15 protein-coding genes are annotated in these 16,009 nt (G+C 54.7%); 7 read left to right on the forward strand and 8 right to left on the reverse strand.

Features of this window, described 5'->3' with window-relative positions:
* Nucleotides 1-68: 68 nt before the first annotated feature.
* The 4 genes from asmA to apbC form a co-directional block, all read right to left on the reverse strand.
* Nucleotides 69-1,883 (reverse strand): outer membrane assembly protein AsmA, encoded by a 1,815-nt coding sequence (gene asmA, locus Dpoa569_RS12375; RefSeq protein WP_042869610.1) that lies wholly within the window; start codon nt 1,881-1,883, stop codon nt 69-71.
* 32 nt (nt 1,884-1,915) lie between these two features.
* The gene (gene dcd, locus Dpoa569_RS12380; protein WP_042869608.1) at nt 1,916-2,497 is read right to left on the reverse strand and encodes a dCTP deaminase; all 582 of its coding nucleotides are present in this window, start codon (nt 2,495-2,497) and stop codon (nt 1,916-1,918) included.
* Between the two features lie 77 nt (nt 2,498-2,574).
* Nucleotides 2,575-3,216 carry a uridine kinase gene (udk, locus tag Dpoa569_RS12385; RefSeq protein WP_042869606.1) on the reverse strand — a complete coding sequence of 214 codons (642 nt, stop codon included), beginning with the start codon at nt 3,214-3,216 and terminating at the stop codon, nt 2,575-2,577.
* 285 nt (nt 3,217-3,501) lie between these two features.
* Nucleotides 3,502-4,611, reverse strand: a complete 1,110-nt coding sequence (apbC, locus tag Dpoa569_RS12390) for an iron-sulfur cluster carrier protein ApbC (protein WP_042869604.1) — start codon at nt 4,609-4,611, stop codon at nt 3,502-3,504.
* A gap of 279 nt (nt 4,612-4,890) precedes the next feature.
* Here apbC and metG point away from each other — a divergent pair, with 279 nt between their 5' ends.
* The 6 genes from metG (at nt 4,891) to Dpoa569_RS12420 (ending at nt 11,312) form a co-directional block, all read left to right on the forward strand.
* Nucleotides 4,891-6,924, forward strand: a complete 2,034-nt coding sequence (gene metG / locus Dpoa569_RS12395) for a methionine--tRNA ligase (protein WP_042869603.1) — start codon at nt 4,891-4,893, stop codon at nt 6,922-6,924.
* Nucleotides 6,925-7,176: 252 nt separating this feature from the next.
* Nucleotides 7,177-7,608 carry a VirK family protein gene (locus Dpoa569_RS12400; protein ID WP_042869601.1) on the forward strand — a complete coding sequence of 144 codons (432 nt, stop codon included), beginning with the start codon at nt 7,177-7,179 and terminating at the stop codon, nt 7,606-7,608.
* 178 nt (nt 7,609-7,786) lie between these two features.
* Nucleotides 7,787-7,993 (forward strand): hypothetical protein, encoded by a 207-nt coding sequence (locus Dpoa569_RS12405; RefSeq protein ID WP_042869599.1) that lies wholly within the window; start codon nt 7,787-7,789, stop codon nt 7,991-7,993.
* Between the two features lie 12 nt (nt 7,994-8,005).
* Entirely contained in the window at nt 8,006-8,698 is a 693-nt protein-coding gene (locus Dpoa569_RS12410; RefSeq protein WP_042869597.1) for a nucleotidyl transferase AbiEii/AbiGii toxin family protein, read from the forward strand.
* Between the two features lie 262 nt (nt 8,699-8,960).
* Nucleotides 8,961-10,037 carry a sugar ABC transporter substrate-binding protein gene (locus Dpoa569_RS12415; protein ID WP_042869595.1) on the forward strand — a complete coding sequence of 359 codons (1,077 nt, stop codon included), beginning with the start codon at nt 8,961-8,963 and terminating at the stop codon, nt 10,035-10,037.
* A gap of 24 nt (nt 10,038-10,061) precedes the next feature.
* The gene (locus tag Dpoa569_RS12420) at nt 10,062-11,312 is read left to right on the forward strand and encodes an LVIVD repeat-containing protein (protein WP_042869592.1); all 1,251 of its coding nucleotides are present in this window, start codon (nt 10,062-10,064) and stop codon (nt 11,310-11,312) included.
* Between the two features lie 61 nt (nt 11,313-11,373).
* Here the strand turns inward: Dpoa569_RS12420 and pgl are convergent, their stop codons facing one another.
* A complete protein-coding gene (gene pgl / locus Dpoa569_RS12425; protein WP_146411411.1) occupies nt 11,374-12,369 on the reverse strand; it encodes a 6-phosphogluconolactonase in 996 nt (331 codons plus the stop codon).
* 182 nt (nt 12,370-12,551) lie between these two features.
* Here pgl and Dpoa569_RS12430 point away from each other — a divergent pair, with 182 nt between their 5' ends.
* On the forward strand, nt 12,552-13,373 hold the full coding sequence (locus tag Dpoa569_RS12430; protein WP_042869588.1) for a pyridoxal phosphatase: 822 nt from the start codon (nt 12,552-12,554) through the stop codon (nt 13,371-13,373).
* Between the two features lie 42 nt (nt 13,374-13,415).
* Here Dpoa569_RS12430 and modC read toward each other — a convergent pair whose 3' ends face one another.
* Genes modC through modA form a run of 3 tightly spaced genes read right to left on the reverse strand, consistent with a single transcriptional unit; the run spans nt 13,416 to nt 15,935 of the window.
* On the reverse strand, nt 13,416-14,474 hold the full coding sequence (gene modC, locus Dpoa569_RS12435; protein WP_042869586.1) for a molybdenum ABC transporter ATP-binding protein ModC: 1,059 nt from the start codon (nt 14,472-14,474) through the stop codon (nt 13,416-13,418).
* Nucleotides 14,474-15,163, reverse strand: coding sequence for a molybdate ABC transporter permease subunit (modB, locus tag Dpoa569_RS12440; RefSeq protein WP_042869584.1), 690 nt, complete (start codon nt 15,161-15,163; stop codon nt 14,474-14,476). Before modB ends, modC begins: the two co-directional genes overlap by 1 nt.
* Nucleotides 15,150-15,935, reverse strand: coding sequence for a molybdate ABC transporter substrate-binding protein (gene modA / locus Dpoa569_RS12445; protein WP_042869582.1), 786 nt, complete (start codon nt 15,933-15,935; stop codon nt 15,150-15,152). Before modA ends, modB begins: the two co-directional genes overlap by 14 nt.
* Nucleotides 15,936-16,009: the final 74 nt, after the last annotated feature.

Raw genomic sequence — 16,009 nt, forward strand, 5'->3', positions numbered from 1 at the left:
TATGCACAACAAAGGCGGCCTGAGCCGCCTTTAGCAAGGTCTTCTTCACTGCAAACGCTTCATGCTCGTCACATGCCTGTCGCCGGTGTTTTAGGCGTCGGCTGATTCTTATCAGCCCAGTCATTCAGGCGTTTTTTCATCTCATCCTGCAACCGCTTACGCAGTAACTGATCGACCTGCAACTGGTAGCTTAAATGACCGAACTCGCCGTACAAACGGAACGGAATAGCGGTATCCTGCAACAGTTGCACCCATTGTCCATCGCCTTTCCACCCTTGCGTGACACGTACATCCATATTGATGTCGCAACGCCGTGCAGGCAAATCAAACTGACCGTCACCATTCACCGTCAGTGCTTCTGACTGACCGGATAGTGACTGCAAATCCAGTTTGCCTGCATCAAGCATCGCTTCACCGCGCATTTGCCGAATGTCGGTATAGCGAGAATAGTCGTCCGGAACCTGGATACTACTGTTGTTGCGCGCCACCGCCTGCTGAATCAACTGCTGGATGTTAAGCCCGGAGAGCCGCAACTGGTCAATCTGCACCGAAGCAGAGCCTCGCCATTGCGCGATCAACGCTTGCTGTGACAGATCATCACCGCTAAACCGCCCTTGCAGACTCAGTTTACCGTCCAGACCATCAGGCAGGCCAAACAGCGGCAACAGTGTCGCCAACGTCACCGACGTCAATGTGGGTTGAATAGTAATAGCGGGAGATGCATTCACATTCATGGTTCCCGGTATCGAGAAATGCCCCTCGCCTACCTGACCGCTGAAGTCAGTCACCTTGACGGTGCCACGCTGATTACTGCCTTTAAGGGCAAACTGGTTAACCGTTATTCCATGATAGACCAGCGTATTGGCGCTCACCGTTACCCGGTCAATAGAATTGCGTAACCCCTGATAAGGCTCGGATAGCTGATCGTGCGAGAATACCGGTTTAGCAATCACCGTTTTGTCGCCGCTTTCGCCACGTTGCGAAGGGGGTTCCAGTCCCAGCAGCGCATCCAGATCCAGTTTTTCCGACTGCAACGCCAGCGTATATTCCGGCGTCGTCCCAAAAGTAGCGGATAATGATCCGTTCAACTGACTATTATTGGCACTGAGCGTAAACTGGTTGACGGTCAGTTTCTCTGGCTGGCGCTGGTAACTGCCGCGAATCGCCCCTTTACCGCTGATACCCTCTGCTGGCAAACCAGCGCCTTGCAACTGATAACTGATACTGCTGATATCAGCGCCGATCTGTTGCGGATAGTTTTGCATACCCAGCACGGCGTCGAGTGAAAATGACAAGTCACGCTGGTCTCGGTTAAAACGGCTGGAGAGCGATACCCGCACCTGCCGGGTGTTATCGCTCTCCAGCGTCAGGTTGATGTCACGGACATTCAGGGCAGGAGCGTCTCTACGCTGGAACACCAGCACGCTATCGGCCACCTCTACCCGGTTGATGTCAAAACGCCACGGCGTCTCCGGCTCCGGTGACGGCGAGCCAGCCGGGGCAATCGGCACCGGACCGGCTACCCGCGCCTCACTGTCTGGCGTCAGACGAATCACCGCGCCTTTCAGCATCACCTGTTTGACTTCCAGTTGGTGAGACAGCAACGGCCAGAGCTTCACATCCAGCCGCATATTCTCAGCGCTGATGACCGGCGTTGCCGCGCCTGGCGCGCTTACTGACAGAGTACCGGACAGAATGCTCAGTTGCGGCCACACATGCCAGCGCAGGTCCCCATCCAGATTTAACCGGTAACCAGTACGCGCCTCAACCTGATGCACCATATAGGCCCGAAAATCGTTCGGATTGATCAACACCACCAGCGCCGTCATGCCTGCTGCCAACACCACCAGCAGAATCACCAGCGCGGTAAACACTCTTCTCATGCCATCCTCGTTCGCGGTCGTACCTGACCCAGCTAGTCTTTATCAATCCGGCTTGCTACCGCGCCCTGCTGGTCCTTGTATTTCGCGTCTTCACGGCGGTTATATGGCCGTGCGGCGGGACCAGAGAGCGGTTCGAAGCTCAATGCGCCGATAATCATGCCGGGGCGCAGCGCCAGCGGCAGCTTACCTGAGTTATAGAACTCCAGCACGATACGTCCTTGCCATCCTGGATCGATACGGTGGGCGGTCACATGCACCATCAGTCCCAGACGAGCCAGCGAGGAGCGGCCATCCAACCAGCCCACCAGATTATCCGGCAGCGTGACCGACTCCAGCGTTACCGCCAGCGCCAGTTCGCCCGGATGGAGGAAAAACGCCTCGCCTTCCGCCAGATTGATCTCATCACTCATTACGCGATCCAGCGCAGCGCTCACCTCATCTTTCGGCCCGCTCAGATCAATGAACGGTGCGGTATGACCGCTAAACACCCGGAACTGATTGCCCAGCCGCACATCCAGCGTTGCGCCGTTAATCCGCTCAATCGGAGGACGTGGCGTAATCACCAGACGTCCATCATCCAGCCAGGCTTCAATATCACGGTCACACAGTCTCATTATCTTCTCCAGTAAGACGCTTGCAGGTTTTCAAACTGCCACAGCAGCGCCGGAAATGCCATGCCGTTTCCACCCGCTTACTCAAAGAACTGGCTGATTTTCGCCTTCAGAATATCAATGGCGATGCGGTTCTTACCGCCGCGCGGGACAATAATGTCCGCATATTGTTTGGACGGCTCGATAAATTGCAGGAACATCGGGCGCACCGTTTTCTTATATTGTTCCATCACCGAATCCATCGAGCGACCACGCTCCTTGACATCACGGCACATACGACGCATCAAGCAAATATCCAGAGGGGTATCGACAAAAATGGAGAAATTCATCTCCTCCCGCAGTCGCGCATCGGTCAGCAACAGAATGCCTTCAAGAATAATCACCTTTTTCGGAGCCATCTGTAACGTTTCCTGCAAACGCGTATGCTCCACATAGCTGTACTGCGGTAATGCGATCGGCTGACCGGCCTTAAGCATCTGCAGATGTTGCAACAGCAGGCTGTGATCCATCGAACTGGGGTGGTCGTAGTTGGTTTTGACCCGTTCTTCCATGGTCAGGTGAGATTGATCCTTGTAATAGCTGTCTTCCGGAATAACGCCAATATGTTCATCGCCCACCTGATCACGCAGTTCGCGGTACAGGGTACTGGCAATAAGACTTTTTCCGGATGCGGACGCGCCGGCAATCCCGATGATGACACACTGGCGAGACTTATCAGTCATGGCAATAAGGACCTGATTAAATAAAGAAGGAGGGGGACACACACCGAACGATTCAGGCGCGATTCATACGGGATCGTGCGCCGAAGAACAGCCATCAGCAGCATACGGGTTGATTGCAGAACATGGTCGGGGTGTCTGGACGCGGCAATTATAGGGAGTTCGCGCCATTCGCGCCAGTATTACGCAGGCGGATACTCGCGGTGCACACAGCATCTGCCGTTATATATGCCAGATGTCGAAAACAACGGATACCGCACCTAACTTCACGGTATCCGTTTAAGGCGGTCAAACCGCGCGGAACGCGATTTCTGTTGGGATCACCTCACCCTGCCAGTACAACTGGGCCGCCACCTTCCCCGCCAGTTCGCGGTACAACTGAGTAAATTCACTGTCCGGCTGGCTGACTACCGTCGGCTCGCCGCGGTCCAGGTCTTCACGCAGAGAAATATGCAACGGCAACTGTCCCAGCAAGGCACAGTGGTATTTTTCCGCCAGCTTTTGCGCCCCACCGGTGCCGAAAATCGGCTCAAGATGGCCGCAATTGCTGCAAATGTGCACGCTCATGTTCTCGACAATCCCCAGCACCGGTACGTTGACTTTCTCGAACATCACGATGCCCTTCATCGCATCCATCAGCGCGATATCCTGTGGGGTCGTCACCACCACCGCACCGGTGACCGGCACGTTTTGCGCCAGCGTGAGTTGGATATCGCCGGTGCCCGGCGGCATGTCCAGCACCAGATAATCCAAATCCGGCCATAGCGTATCCTGCAGCAACTGCAGCAGCGCTTTGCTGGCCATTGGTCCACGCCATACCATGGCGTTATCGTCGGTCACCAGATAACCGATAGAGTTGGTAGCAAGACCATGCGCCATGATCGGCGCCATGTGTTGCCCGTCCGGCGAGGTTGGCCGCTCACTGGCCGCCCCCAGCATGGTAGGAATCGACGGTCCATAGATATCCGCGTCCAGAATGCCAACGTTGGCCCCTTCAGCCGCCAGCGCCAACGCCATGTTCACCGCCGTACTGGACTTTCCGACGCCACCCTTGCCGGAACTGACGGCGATAATGTTCTTCACGCCTTTGACGCCTGCCTGATTATTCACCCGGCGCAGCGTGGCGATGTTGTGGGTCAACCGCCATTCCACTTCACGAGCGCCGCACAGGCGCAACAATTCCTCACTGACGCTGTCTTTCAAATCCGCCAGGCCATTCAGCCAGACGAACGGCATGGTCAACTCAATATGCAGTACATCGTCCAGCAGCGCACAGTGATGCAACGCATTAAGCGTGGTCAGGTTATTTTTCAGTGTCGGGTGTGAAAAAGAGGAAAGTACGCCATTCACCATGGCGCGCAACATCTCTGGGTTTTGCGCAGGGAGTTTATCGTTCATCCCGGCTCCTTGAGTTTGAATTAAAGTCGTTATCACAGCGGCCTTAGCATAGCAGAACGCCCGCACGTGGGTGTATCGCGCACATTCACGATGTAGAAAAAAGGGTTGAATCGACCTTCCAGCCAACGTGAAGCCAGTCTTGTGATTTCGTCATTGTTACCGGCAGAAGCGGTTTTGTTGCAACCCGTATCGCCCCAAGGTTTACGCATTAAGGCACGATGGGGTAACATCTGGATTCCTTCTTTATTTATTCACCAACCAACAAGCAAGTTCCCCACTATGACTCAAGTCGCAAACAAAATTTTGGTAACGTGCGCGCTGCCTTATGCTAACGGTCCGATCCACCTGGGCCACATGCTCGAACACATTCAGGCGGATATTTGGGTCCGTTACCAGCGAATGCGCGGCAATCAGGTGCATTTTATTTGTGCAGACGATGCCCACGGCACGCCGATCATGCTCAAAGCACAGCAAATGGGCGTGGCGCCAGAGCAGATGATTGCGACGGTGAGTCAGGAACACCAGCAGGATTTCGCCGGATTTAACATCAGCTACGACAATTATCACTCCACGCACAGTGAGGAGAACCGCGAGTTGTCGGGGTTGATTTACCGTCGGCTGAAGGAAAACGGTTTTATCAAGAACCGCACGATTTCCCAGCTATTCGACCCGGAAAAAAGCATGTTCCTGCCGGATCGCTTTGTGAAAGGCACCTGCCCGAAGTGTAAGGCGCCGGATCAGTATGGCGATAACTGCGAAGTGTGCGGTGCGACGTACAGCCCCACGGAGCTTATCGACCCGAAATCCGCCGTGTCCGGTGCGACACCGGTGATGCGTGAATCAGAACACTTCTTCTTCGATCTTCCGGCATTCAGCGACATGCTGCAAAGCTGGACCCATTCCGGCGCGTTGCAGGAACAGGTCGCCAACAAGATGCAGGAGTGGTTCGACGCCGGACTGCAACAGTGGGATATTACCCGCGATTCGCCTTATTTCGGTTTCGAAGTGCCGGACGCGCCGGGCAAGTATTTCTACGTCTGGCTGGATGCGCCAATCGGCTACATGGGTTCATTTAAAAACCTCTGCGATAAGTGCGGCGACCTCAGCTTCGACGAATTCTGGCGTAAAGACGCCAGCACCGAGCTGTATCACTTTATCGGCAAGGATATCGTCTACTTCCATAGTCTGTTCTGGCCGGCGATGCTGGAAGGCAGCGGTTTTCGCAAACCGACCAACCTGTTCGTGCACGGCTATGTGACGGTGAACGGTGCCAAGATGTCTAAATCGCGCGGCACCTTTATCAAAGCCGACACCTACCTGAAACATCTGGATGCCGACTGCCTGCGTTACTACTACGCCGCCAAGCTTTCCTCACGCATTGATGACATCGACCTTAATCTGGAAGACTTTGTGCAGCGTGTAAACGCCGACATCGTTAACAAGGTGGTCAACCTGGCTTCGCGCAACGCTGGTTTCATCAACAAACGCTTTGACGGCCAGCTGGCCGCTCAACTGGCCAACCCGGCGCTGTATCACACCTTTATCGACGCCGCACAGACCATCGCCGATGCCTTCCACAACCGTGAGTCCGGCAAGGCTATCCGCGAAATTATGGCGCTGGCGGATCTTGCTAACCGCTATGTGGACGAACAAGCGCCGTGGGTGGTCGCCAAACAGGAAGGCCGCGACGCCGACCTGCAGGCAATTTGCTCAATGGGCATCAACCTGTTCCGCGTGCTGATGACCTACCTGAAGCCGGTACTGCCGTCGTTGGCGGAACGTGCCGAAGCCTTCCTGCAAGCCGAACTGCGCTGGGATTCGCTGGCACAGCCGCTGGTAAACCATCGAGTCGGTGCGTTTAAAGCGCTGTTCAACCGCATCGACATCGCACAGGTACAAGGCATGATCGACGCTTCTAAAGAGGAAGCCGCCGCAGCCGTGGCCAAACCGGCATCTGGCCCACTGGCCGACAAACCGATTCAGGACACCATCGACTTCGCCGATTTCGACAAAGTGGACATGCGCGTCGCGCTGATCCAAAAAGCCGAACTGGTGGACGGCTCGGACAAACTGTTGCGTCTGACGCTGGACCTGGGCGGTCAAACTCGCCAGGTATTCTCCGGCATTCGTGCCGCCTATCCGGCCCCTTCTGCGCTGGAAGGCCGCCTGACGGTGCTGGTTGCCAATCTGGCGCCGCGTAAAATGCGCTTTGGCGTCTCCGAAGGCATGGTGATGGCCGCCGGCCCCGGCGGAAAAGACATCTTCCTGTTAAGCCCTGACAGCGGCGCTCAACCGGGGATGCAAATCAAGTAAGCCCATTAACACCAGGCTGGTTCACCGGCCTGGTGTCATATCCACTTCGGTATTATCCTCCCGTCTACACCTCTGACGTGTCGTTATTCGGACAAACAGCAATAGCGCGTTCATCTCGACCATGATACACAGTGACAAGTCGTGATTATCACGCCACGTACTCAGCTACGTGGTGCGTAGTCGGCCTGCACCTTCTCGCCATGCGTGATGGTCACGACGCCAGCCACATCATCGATCATGGAGGAACATCGAATGCTTCGTATGACCCCTTTGCTGTTGAGCGCAGCGCTGCTTGCTACCACCGCGCCAGCTATGGCGTCCAGATCGCTAAACAGTGCCGACGACGTGATTACTACCCTGAATAAGGGGAACAGTGTTAACGTCACTATCGATCTGTCCGCTTGTACACCACAGAATGACACACCAGCCAGCAAAACTCGTGGCGGCCTGCACATCAACGCCTATCGTCTGATTGATAACGGTACGTTGTCGTTTAGCGATGAGCACTTCACCGTTGCCAACGATGGCACGCCGATTCAGCAATTCATGCGCTATCAGGTACAGCCGGATAATACGGTGCGCTTCACGACCTTTATGTTTAATCTGCCCAGTCTGCAACAGCGCGGTAATACCCTAAGCTACCTGTGCAAGCTGGGTCAGGATATCCGCTTCTTCGAACAGTAACCTTACCAGACGCGCCCGACCGGCTGGTCTGGGCGCGTTTCTCCACTGGCCTGTATAATGGCTGGGAAAAGAGTTCGATTCATTGTACCGTCATGAATGACGCTTGAACAAAAATGAGTAACCGCTATACTATCCTAGGCTAAACTGTTCTTCATTCAACGTAGGCTAGGTGATCATCATGGGTGAAATTATTCGACACGATTATCCAGAGTTGGATAAAGTATTGTGGGATTTTCACACTCAGAAAATCCCCGCAGATTTGGCATTTCGCATGTACGAAGAGCGGTGGAGTTTTATTGATGCCAACAATATCAGCAGCAATGAACGTTTTCTTATTGAGAAACTAACTAATTTTTACGGTAATGGTATTTTCATAGCTGCATAAAGAGTACATGTAGTGAGCGAATATAAATTAACGCATCATAAAATAATCAGGTCGGTATTGGAAAAATTCAATGCCGACTTTTTTATTGAAAACTCCATTTTTTTTGGTGGAGGTACACGAATTGCTCTTGAGATAAATGAATACAGAGAGTCCGTAGATATTGATTTTTTATGTCCAAATAAGGCTGCATACAAAGCTGTCCGGGAGCAGGTAACGTCTGCATCACTTGGCAGTCTTGTAAAGAAAGAGTTCATTTATGCCAGAGACATTAGCTTCGACCGATATGCAGTTCGAACATTCATTCGTGAGCAAGATACGAACATAAAGCTTGAGATAGTTAGCTTTGATAACTATGAGTTAGTCGGGGACTCTCGTGCTCTTTTCCCTGTCCCTTGTATTGATAGAGAAACATGCTTTTATACAAAGTTACTTGCAAATTCGGATAGATGTTTACAAGGCCAATGTAAGGATATATTTGACATCTTAGCTATGTATGATGCCTGGGGAGCAATACCCATAGATGCATTCAAAAAAGCAGAGGAACATTATGGTTCCTCTATATTAATTGACCTAACTCGATCCTTAAATGATATATGCAATAATGGTGAAAAATATTACAAATTTGCAGATGCTATGCTAATCCAGGAAGATGTTGCTAGTAAACTCATTAGAACTACAGCGCAAGAATTATTATCCCATATTTAATAAATAATTCTTTACTCGTATCGAGAGTAACCACACGATTTATTAAATTTTTATATTAATGAGATAAAATCTGTATATTTCCCACCAGCCTGCCCACGTATCCCATTGAACGAAAAGTTATAACTTAAACCCAAACGACATAATCCGCCCCCTTTGCACACCGCAGAGTTACCCGCTATGATTCCTTATCACTAAAATAGACATCCAGACATAAAGATATCCATAAACTGGCAAACCTGATTCACAACACCGAGGATTGAACATGAAAAAATTCCCTGTTGCGCTGCTGGCCCTGAGCCTGACTGCCTCATTCTCCACGCTGGCTGCGCAGACACCCGCCACTGCCGTGCCGGTTCCTGCCGCTATCGCCAACCATCAGGGACCGGTGCGCATCGCCGTGATCCGCAACCTCGGTTCAGATGACAACACCACCCAATTCGTTTCCGGTGTGCTGGAAGAAGGCAAAAAGCTGGGGTTCAAGATCAGTACCTTCCTGAGCAACGGCGACGACGCCAAATTTCAGGACTTCGTCAATCAGGCTATCAGCCAGAAATATGACGGCATCATTCTGTCTCAGGGCCGTGCGCCCTATTCCACTGAACTGATCCAACGCATTGTTGACAGCGGCATCAAAGTAGCCGTGTTTGACACTGCGGTGGATCGCACCATTCCCGGTGTGACCGTTACCCAGCAGGACGATGCGTCGCTGGCGAACGAATCTCTGGGCCAGTTGGTGAAGGATTTCAACGGCAAAGCCAACATTGTCAAACTGTGGGTGGCCGGTTTCCCGCCGATGGAACGTCGTCAGACGGCCTACCAGCAGATCCTGAAAGACAATCTGGGCATTAAAGAGCTGGAATCCATCGGTGCGGTCTCCTCTGACGTACAGGGCGACACGGCCAACAAAGTGGGCGCGATTCTGGCGAAATACCCGAAAGGCAAAATTGACGCTATCTGGGGCTCCTGGGATGCCTTCAGCCAGGGTGCATACAAGGCGCTGAAAGAAAACGGTCGTACTGAAATCAAACTCTACAGCATCGACATTTCCAATCAGGATCTGCAACTGATGCGTGAGGCCAATAGTCCATGGAAAGTGAGCGTAGCGGTAGATCCGAAACTGATCGGCAAGGTCAACCTGCGTCTGGTTGCCAATAAGATAGCCGGCGAGCCGACACCGCCAACCTACGAATTCCGCGCCGCCAGCATCCCGCAGGCACTGCTGCTGAGCCAACCCGGCCCAGTCAACGTGACGGGGCTGGCAAAAATCATCCCAGGCTGGGGCCAGACCAATGACTTTATTGCACCGTGGTTTGCTACACTGGAAGCCAAAAGTAAATAAAGGTCTGTCATAACGGAGGTTCATATGGCATCAGCGCCCCTGCCCATGCCGGAATACAGCCGCAACATGCGGCTGATTGGACACAGTGATCAGGGCGGGCGCCCTGATGGCGTGCAGGTCATGGTTCATCGTGGTTACGCCTATATCGGACACATGGTGTCGCAGGGCGTTTCCATCGTCGATGTGCGTGACCCGAAAAACCCCAAACCAGCTGGCTTTATCGCCGCACCACCGGGCACCTGGAATATTCATCTGCAAACCCACGATGACCTGCTGCTGGTGGTCAACGCACGTGATCTGTTCGCCGACGCCCGCTTCGCCGAAGAAAAAGTCTACTACACCCGCTCGGTGGCAGAGACGGTGAGCAGCGACCAGCAGGATAAATACTGGAGTGCCGGACTACGGATATTCGATATCTCTACCCCGGATCAGCCGCGTGAAATCAGTTTCCTGCCGCTCGATGGCATCGGTATCCACCGCATCTGGTACGTCGGTGGCCGCTGGGCGTATGTTTCTGCGCTGCTCGATGGCTACAGCGACTACATTTTTCTGACCATAGACCTCGCCGACCCGCGTAAACCGCACGTCGCTGGCCGTTATTGGCTACCGGGTATGCACACCGCCGGCGGCGAAACACCGAACTGGCCGGAAGGTAAGCGCTACGCGCTGCACCACGCCATTGTCAGCGGCGACACCGCCTACGGCAGTTGGCGCGACGGCGGCCTGACGCTACTGGATGTAAGCGACCGAACCCAGCCCACGCTCATCAGCCATCGCAACTGGAGTCCGCCTTTTGGCGGCGGCACCCACACCGCGTTACCATTGCCGGACCGCGACCTGCTGATCGTGCTGGATGAAGCCGTGCTGGATAATCAGGAAGACGGGGAAAAGCTAATTTGGGTGTTCGATATCCGCGAGCCGTCCAACCCGGTGAGCATCGCCACCTTCCCACAGCCCAACGAAACCGATTATGTGAAGAAAGGAGCGCACTTCGGTCCGCACAATTTGCATGAAAACCGACCGGGCAGCTTCATCAGCTCGACACTGATTTTCGCCACCTACCAGAATGCCGGGGTGCGCGCTTACGACATCAGCAATCCGTATCGGCCAAAAGAAACCGGCGCACTGGTTCCTGCCGCACCTGAACGCATGATCGACAAACGCCCCGGTCGCCCTCAGGTGATCCAATCCTGCGATGTGTTTGTCGATGCGCAAGGAATTATCTATAGCACCGACTATAACGCCGGATTGTCGATCATCGAATATCGCGGCTAACCGCTGGAAGCCTTCGCGCTGCCCTCCGGCAGCGCGTGATTCAGGCGTCGCGCGTCGGTGATTAGTCCAGCGCCAGTACCGACACCCACATCGGCCCCTGCCCGACCGGGTAGCGAGCCTGCGGCGTCAGGCCGCCATTATCCGGTTGAATGCGGTACACCTCAATGTGGTGAGATTTCTGACCGGCGGCGATCAGGAACTGGCCGCTGTGGTCGATGTTAAAACCACGCGGTTGCGCTTCCGTTGGCTGATGTCCCGTCAGGGTCAACAAACCATCCTGCGCCGATACCTGGAAAATGGAGAGCAGGCTGACGGTGCGATCAGTGGTGTACAGGTGGCGACCATCCGGCGTGATATGGATATCCGCCGCCCAGCAGGTGCCGGTAAAATCGGTCGGCATCGCGCTTAGCGTCTGAATTCGCTGCCCTTCACCCTGCGCATCCAGTTCGAACACATCCACCGAGCTATTCAGTTCGTTGACGCAATAGGCGAAACGGTTATTCGGATGGTACGCCATATGGCGCGGCCCGGCACCCGCGGCAGCACGCTGTTCAGCAGGCTGATGTTCGCTCAGGCGGCCATTGCTGTCGACATCATACAAGCGAATGCGATCTTCCTTCAGGCAAGGCGCCCACAGCACGCGGTTAGCCGGATCGATATTGGTCGAGTGGCAGCCTTCCAGCCCATCTAGCTGTTGGACAGGCGCTTGTACTACGCCATCGTCGCCAATCGGGCTGACGCTGACGCAAGCATTGCTGTAAGAGGCACTGAACAGGAAACGCCCGGTCTGATCAGTAGACAGGTGCGTCGGGCTGCCCGGCAACGGTGCTACACCGGCTTCGCTCAGTTTCCCTTTTTCGTCAATGCGATAGCTAATGACACGAAACTCAGGGCGCACGCCGACATACAGGTGGCGCTTATCCGGCGCGATAACCATTGGTTGCACCTGACCGGGGACATCAACCACCTGTAACAAGCTCAGCGCCCCGCTGGAAGCGAGTTGCCAGACATGGATCTGCTGACTTTCCGGACTGGCGATATAAACCACTTGCTGCATTCGATTCTCCTTGTTGGCACCAGTGAGGCGACAGGCGCGCCTCGTTACGCTCAGGCTAGGCTTTCGTTTATCGGTGCCGGCTTCCCAGCGAGAGAGTCAGCACGGAAAAAGGGCCTGTTGCTTCAGATGACTTCCAGTGTACCATCCCAATGAAGTGAACCCGATAACCCGTTGAGAATACCATGACTTATCGCATCATTGCCCTCGATCTGGACGGCACGCTGTTAACGCAAAAGAAAACGATTTTACCGGAATCCCTACAGGCGCTGGCACAGGCCCAGCAGGCGGGCATCAAGGTCATCATCGTGACCGGTCGCCACCATTCGGCTATCCACCCGTTTTATCAGGCACTGGAGCTGGATACCCCGGCAATTTGCTGTAATGGCACCTACCTCTACGATTACCAGACCGGACAAGCCAGCGAAGCGAATCCGCTCACGCCAGCACAGGCTAAAAACGTCTTACAGCGGTTACAACAGTTTGCCATTCACGGTCTGATGTATGCAGACGACGCCATGCTCTACCAGCACCTTACTGGTCACATTACTCGTACCCAGACCTGGGCGGAAAATTTGCCTGAATCACAGCGTCCGGTGTTCCGCAAGGTAGATGACCTGCTGACCGCCACCAACCACTGCCGTTCTATCTGGAAATTCGCCACCCACCACACCGATACCGCTCTGCTGAACGATTTCGCGCAACAGGTTGAACAAGAGCTGGGACTGGCCTGCGAATGGTCATGGATGGATCAGGTGGATATCGCCCAGACCGGCAACAGTAAAGGCCGGTTGCTGCGACGCTGGGTGGAATCTCAGGGACTTAGCATGAACGACGTAGTGGCATTCGGCGATAACTTTAATGACATCAGCATGTTGTCTGCTGCCGGATTGGGTGTGGCAATGGGCAATAGCGCCGACGGCGTCAAAGCCCATGCCGATCTGGTGATCGATCACCATGAACAACCCGGTATCGCTGAGGTAATTCGCCATCGGGTGCTGGTCTGAGCTTGTCACGCCCCCCGCCAGGACGAGGGCGTAGTTGAGGCATTATGCTGTTATCGACACGCTCTTGACCTGAGCATACAGACGCTGCCCGGCAGCCAGCGCCAGTTCGTCTCGCGCCCAGAGCGTAATACGCGCCCACAGGATTTGTCCGCCGATATCCATCTTGACCTCAACCTGCTCACCGACCTCAAGGCATTCCACCACACTGGCCGACAGCACATTACGGATGCTGCTCACTGCTGGCCGCTGCATCACCAACGACACATCCGCCGCATTGATGCGGATACGCAATGCTGAACCAAGCGGCGCGTCAACACGCCCCACCCACAGCGGTTGTTCGCCCAGCGACAGCGCCGTCATCGCGTAATGCGGATGGTGCTCCATCACCGTCACTTTCAGAATGCTGCTCTGCTCTTCTCGCGGCAACCAGGCACGCAGGGCGTTGCTGGCCCACACCTCTTCCAGCGAGCCTTGCGCCTTCACCTGCCCTTTATCCAATACCAGCACCCTATCCGCCAGCCGCACCACTTCTTCCAGACTGTGGCTGACATACAGAATGGGTGTGTTGACCTCACGCGCCAACCGCTCCAGATAAGGCAGCAGTTCACGCTTGCGCAGTGCATCCAGCGACGCCAGCGGCTCGTCCATCAGCAGCAATTCCGGCGCAGTCAGCAATGCACGGCCAATCGCCACCCGTTGTTTCTCGCCGCCGGACAAGGTTAACGGATAGCGTTTGAGCAAATGTCCGATGCCAAGCAGTTCCACAATGTCATCGAACTGCGCTTGCATCGGCGCTGCCATGCCATAACGCAAGTTCCCCAATACCCGGTAATGCGGGAAAAGCCTCGCATCCTGAAAAACGTAACCGATACGCCGTTTTTCCGGCGGCAGAAACACCCCTTGCGTCCGATCAGACAGCACCCGATCATTGAGCTGAATCCGCCCGCTATCCGGTCGGGTCAGGCCAACAATGGCATTGATCAGCGATGTTTTTCCCGCACCGGATACGCCGAATACGGCGGTAATCCCGCTGGCGGGAAGCTGGGTGGCGACACTGAGCGTCAGGTCACCCAGTTGCTGGGTAAAATCCAGTTGCAGCATTATCCCCCCAACCGTTTACGGCTCCAGCGCGTGAGCCATTCCGACAACAGCAGCGACACCAACGACAGCACAATAGCGATGATGCACAATCGGGCAGCCTGCATTTCCGCGCCCGGCGTTTCAATCAGCGTATACATGGCATTCGGGATGGTGCGGGTTTCACCCGGAATGTTGGACACAAAGGTGATGGTAGCGCCGAACTCGCCCAGCGAACGGGCACACGCCAGTACAGTGCCGGCAATAATACCCGGCAGTGTCAACGGCAGCGTGATGGTGAAAAACACCCGCCAGCGACCAGCGCCAAGCGTACGCGCCGCCAGCTCCAGCCGGGTATCCACCGCCTCCAGCGCCAACCGGATAGCACGCACCATCAGCGGGAACGCTACCACCGCCGACGCCAGCGCCGCACCGTGCCAGCTAAAACTGAAACTGAAACCGAACCAGTGGTAAAGCCAACCCCCCACCACACCTTTGCGCCCCATGACTATCAGCAACAAATAGCCGATCACCACCGGCGGCAGCACCAACGGCAGGTGAATCACGCTATCCAGCAGCGATTTACCGACAAAGCGGCAACGCGCCAGCACCCAGGCCGCCAGAATACCCAGCGGTAAACTGCAACTGACCGCCACCACCGATACCTTCAGGCTCAGCGAAACCGCCTGCCATTCGTAATCACTGAGCAGCATTAACCGGCGTAAATCCGTATTGTTTAAACACCACGGCTGCCTTCGGTGTTTTCAGGTAATCAAAGAAGGCATTGACTGCCGGGGTATTGTGCCCTTTGACGATAGCCATCGGATACTCCACCGGTTCGTGGGTATTATCCGGGAAAATGCCGACCACTTTCACTTTGGTGCTGGCGACGGCGTCCGAACCGTAAACAATCCCCAGCGGCGCTTCTTCACGTTCTACCAGCACCATGGCGGCGCGTACGTCATTGGCGCGGGCCATCAACGGCGACAATGAATCCCAGGCATTCAGTTTCTGCAACGCTTCTTTGGCGTAAATACCGGCGGGTACGTGATCCGGGTCGCCCACCGACAGTCGTCCGCCTTTCAGCAGTGCTTTCCAGTCGGTTTTATCGTCGATTTTGAACCCTTTGGTTTCAGCGGACTTAGGCGCGATCACCACCAGTTGATTTCCCAACAAGGTAAACCGGGTGTCGTTCTCGGTCAGTTGCTTGTCCTGAGCGTAATCCATCCACTGCTGGTCGGCTGAGATGAACAGATCGGCTGGTGCTCCTTGCTCAATCTGACGCGCCAGCGTTGACGACGATGCGTAGGATGCCACGATGGAAACCTGTTTTTCCTTCTGATACTTCGCGGCGATATCCTGTAATGCGTTGGTCAGCGAAGCGGCGGCAAACACCGTTACCTTATCCTGCGCCAGTGCTGTATTCGTGTTCATACCCAGCGCTAACGCGGCGGCGCTCAGCCAATAAGTCCATTGTGGTTTCATTTTCTCTCCTGACATTTTCGTTATGTAGTTAATGATATAACGATGAATACCGAATCTCGACGGCTTTGTCATTG

Source organism: Dickeya poaceiphila (genome assembly GCF_007858975.2).
Taxonomy (GTDB): Bacteria; Pseudomonadota; Gammaproteobacteria; order Enterobacterales; family Enterobacteriaceae; genus Dickeya; species Dickeya poaceiphila.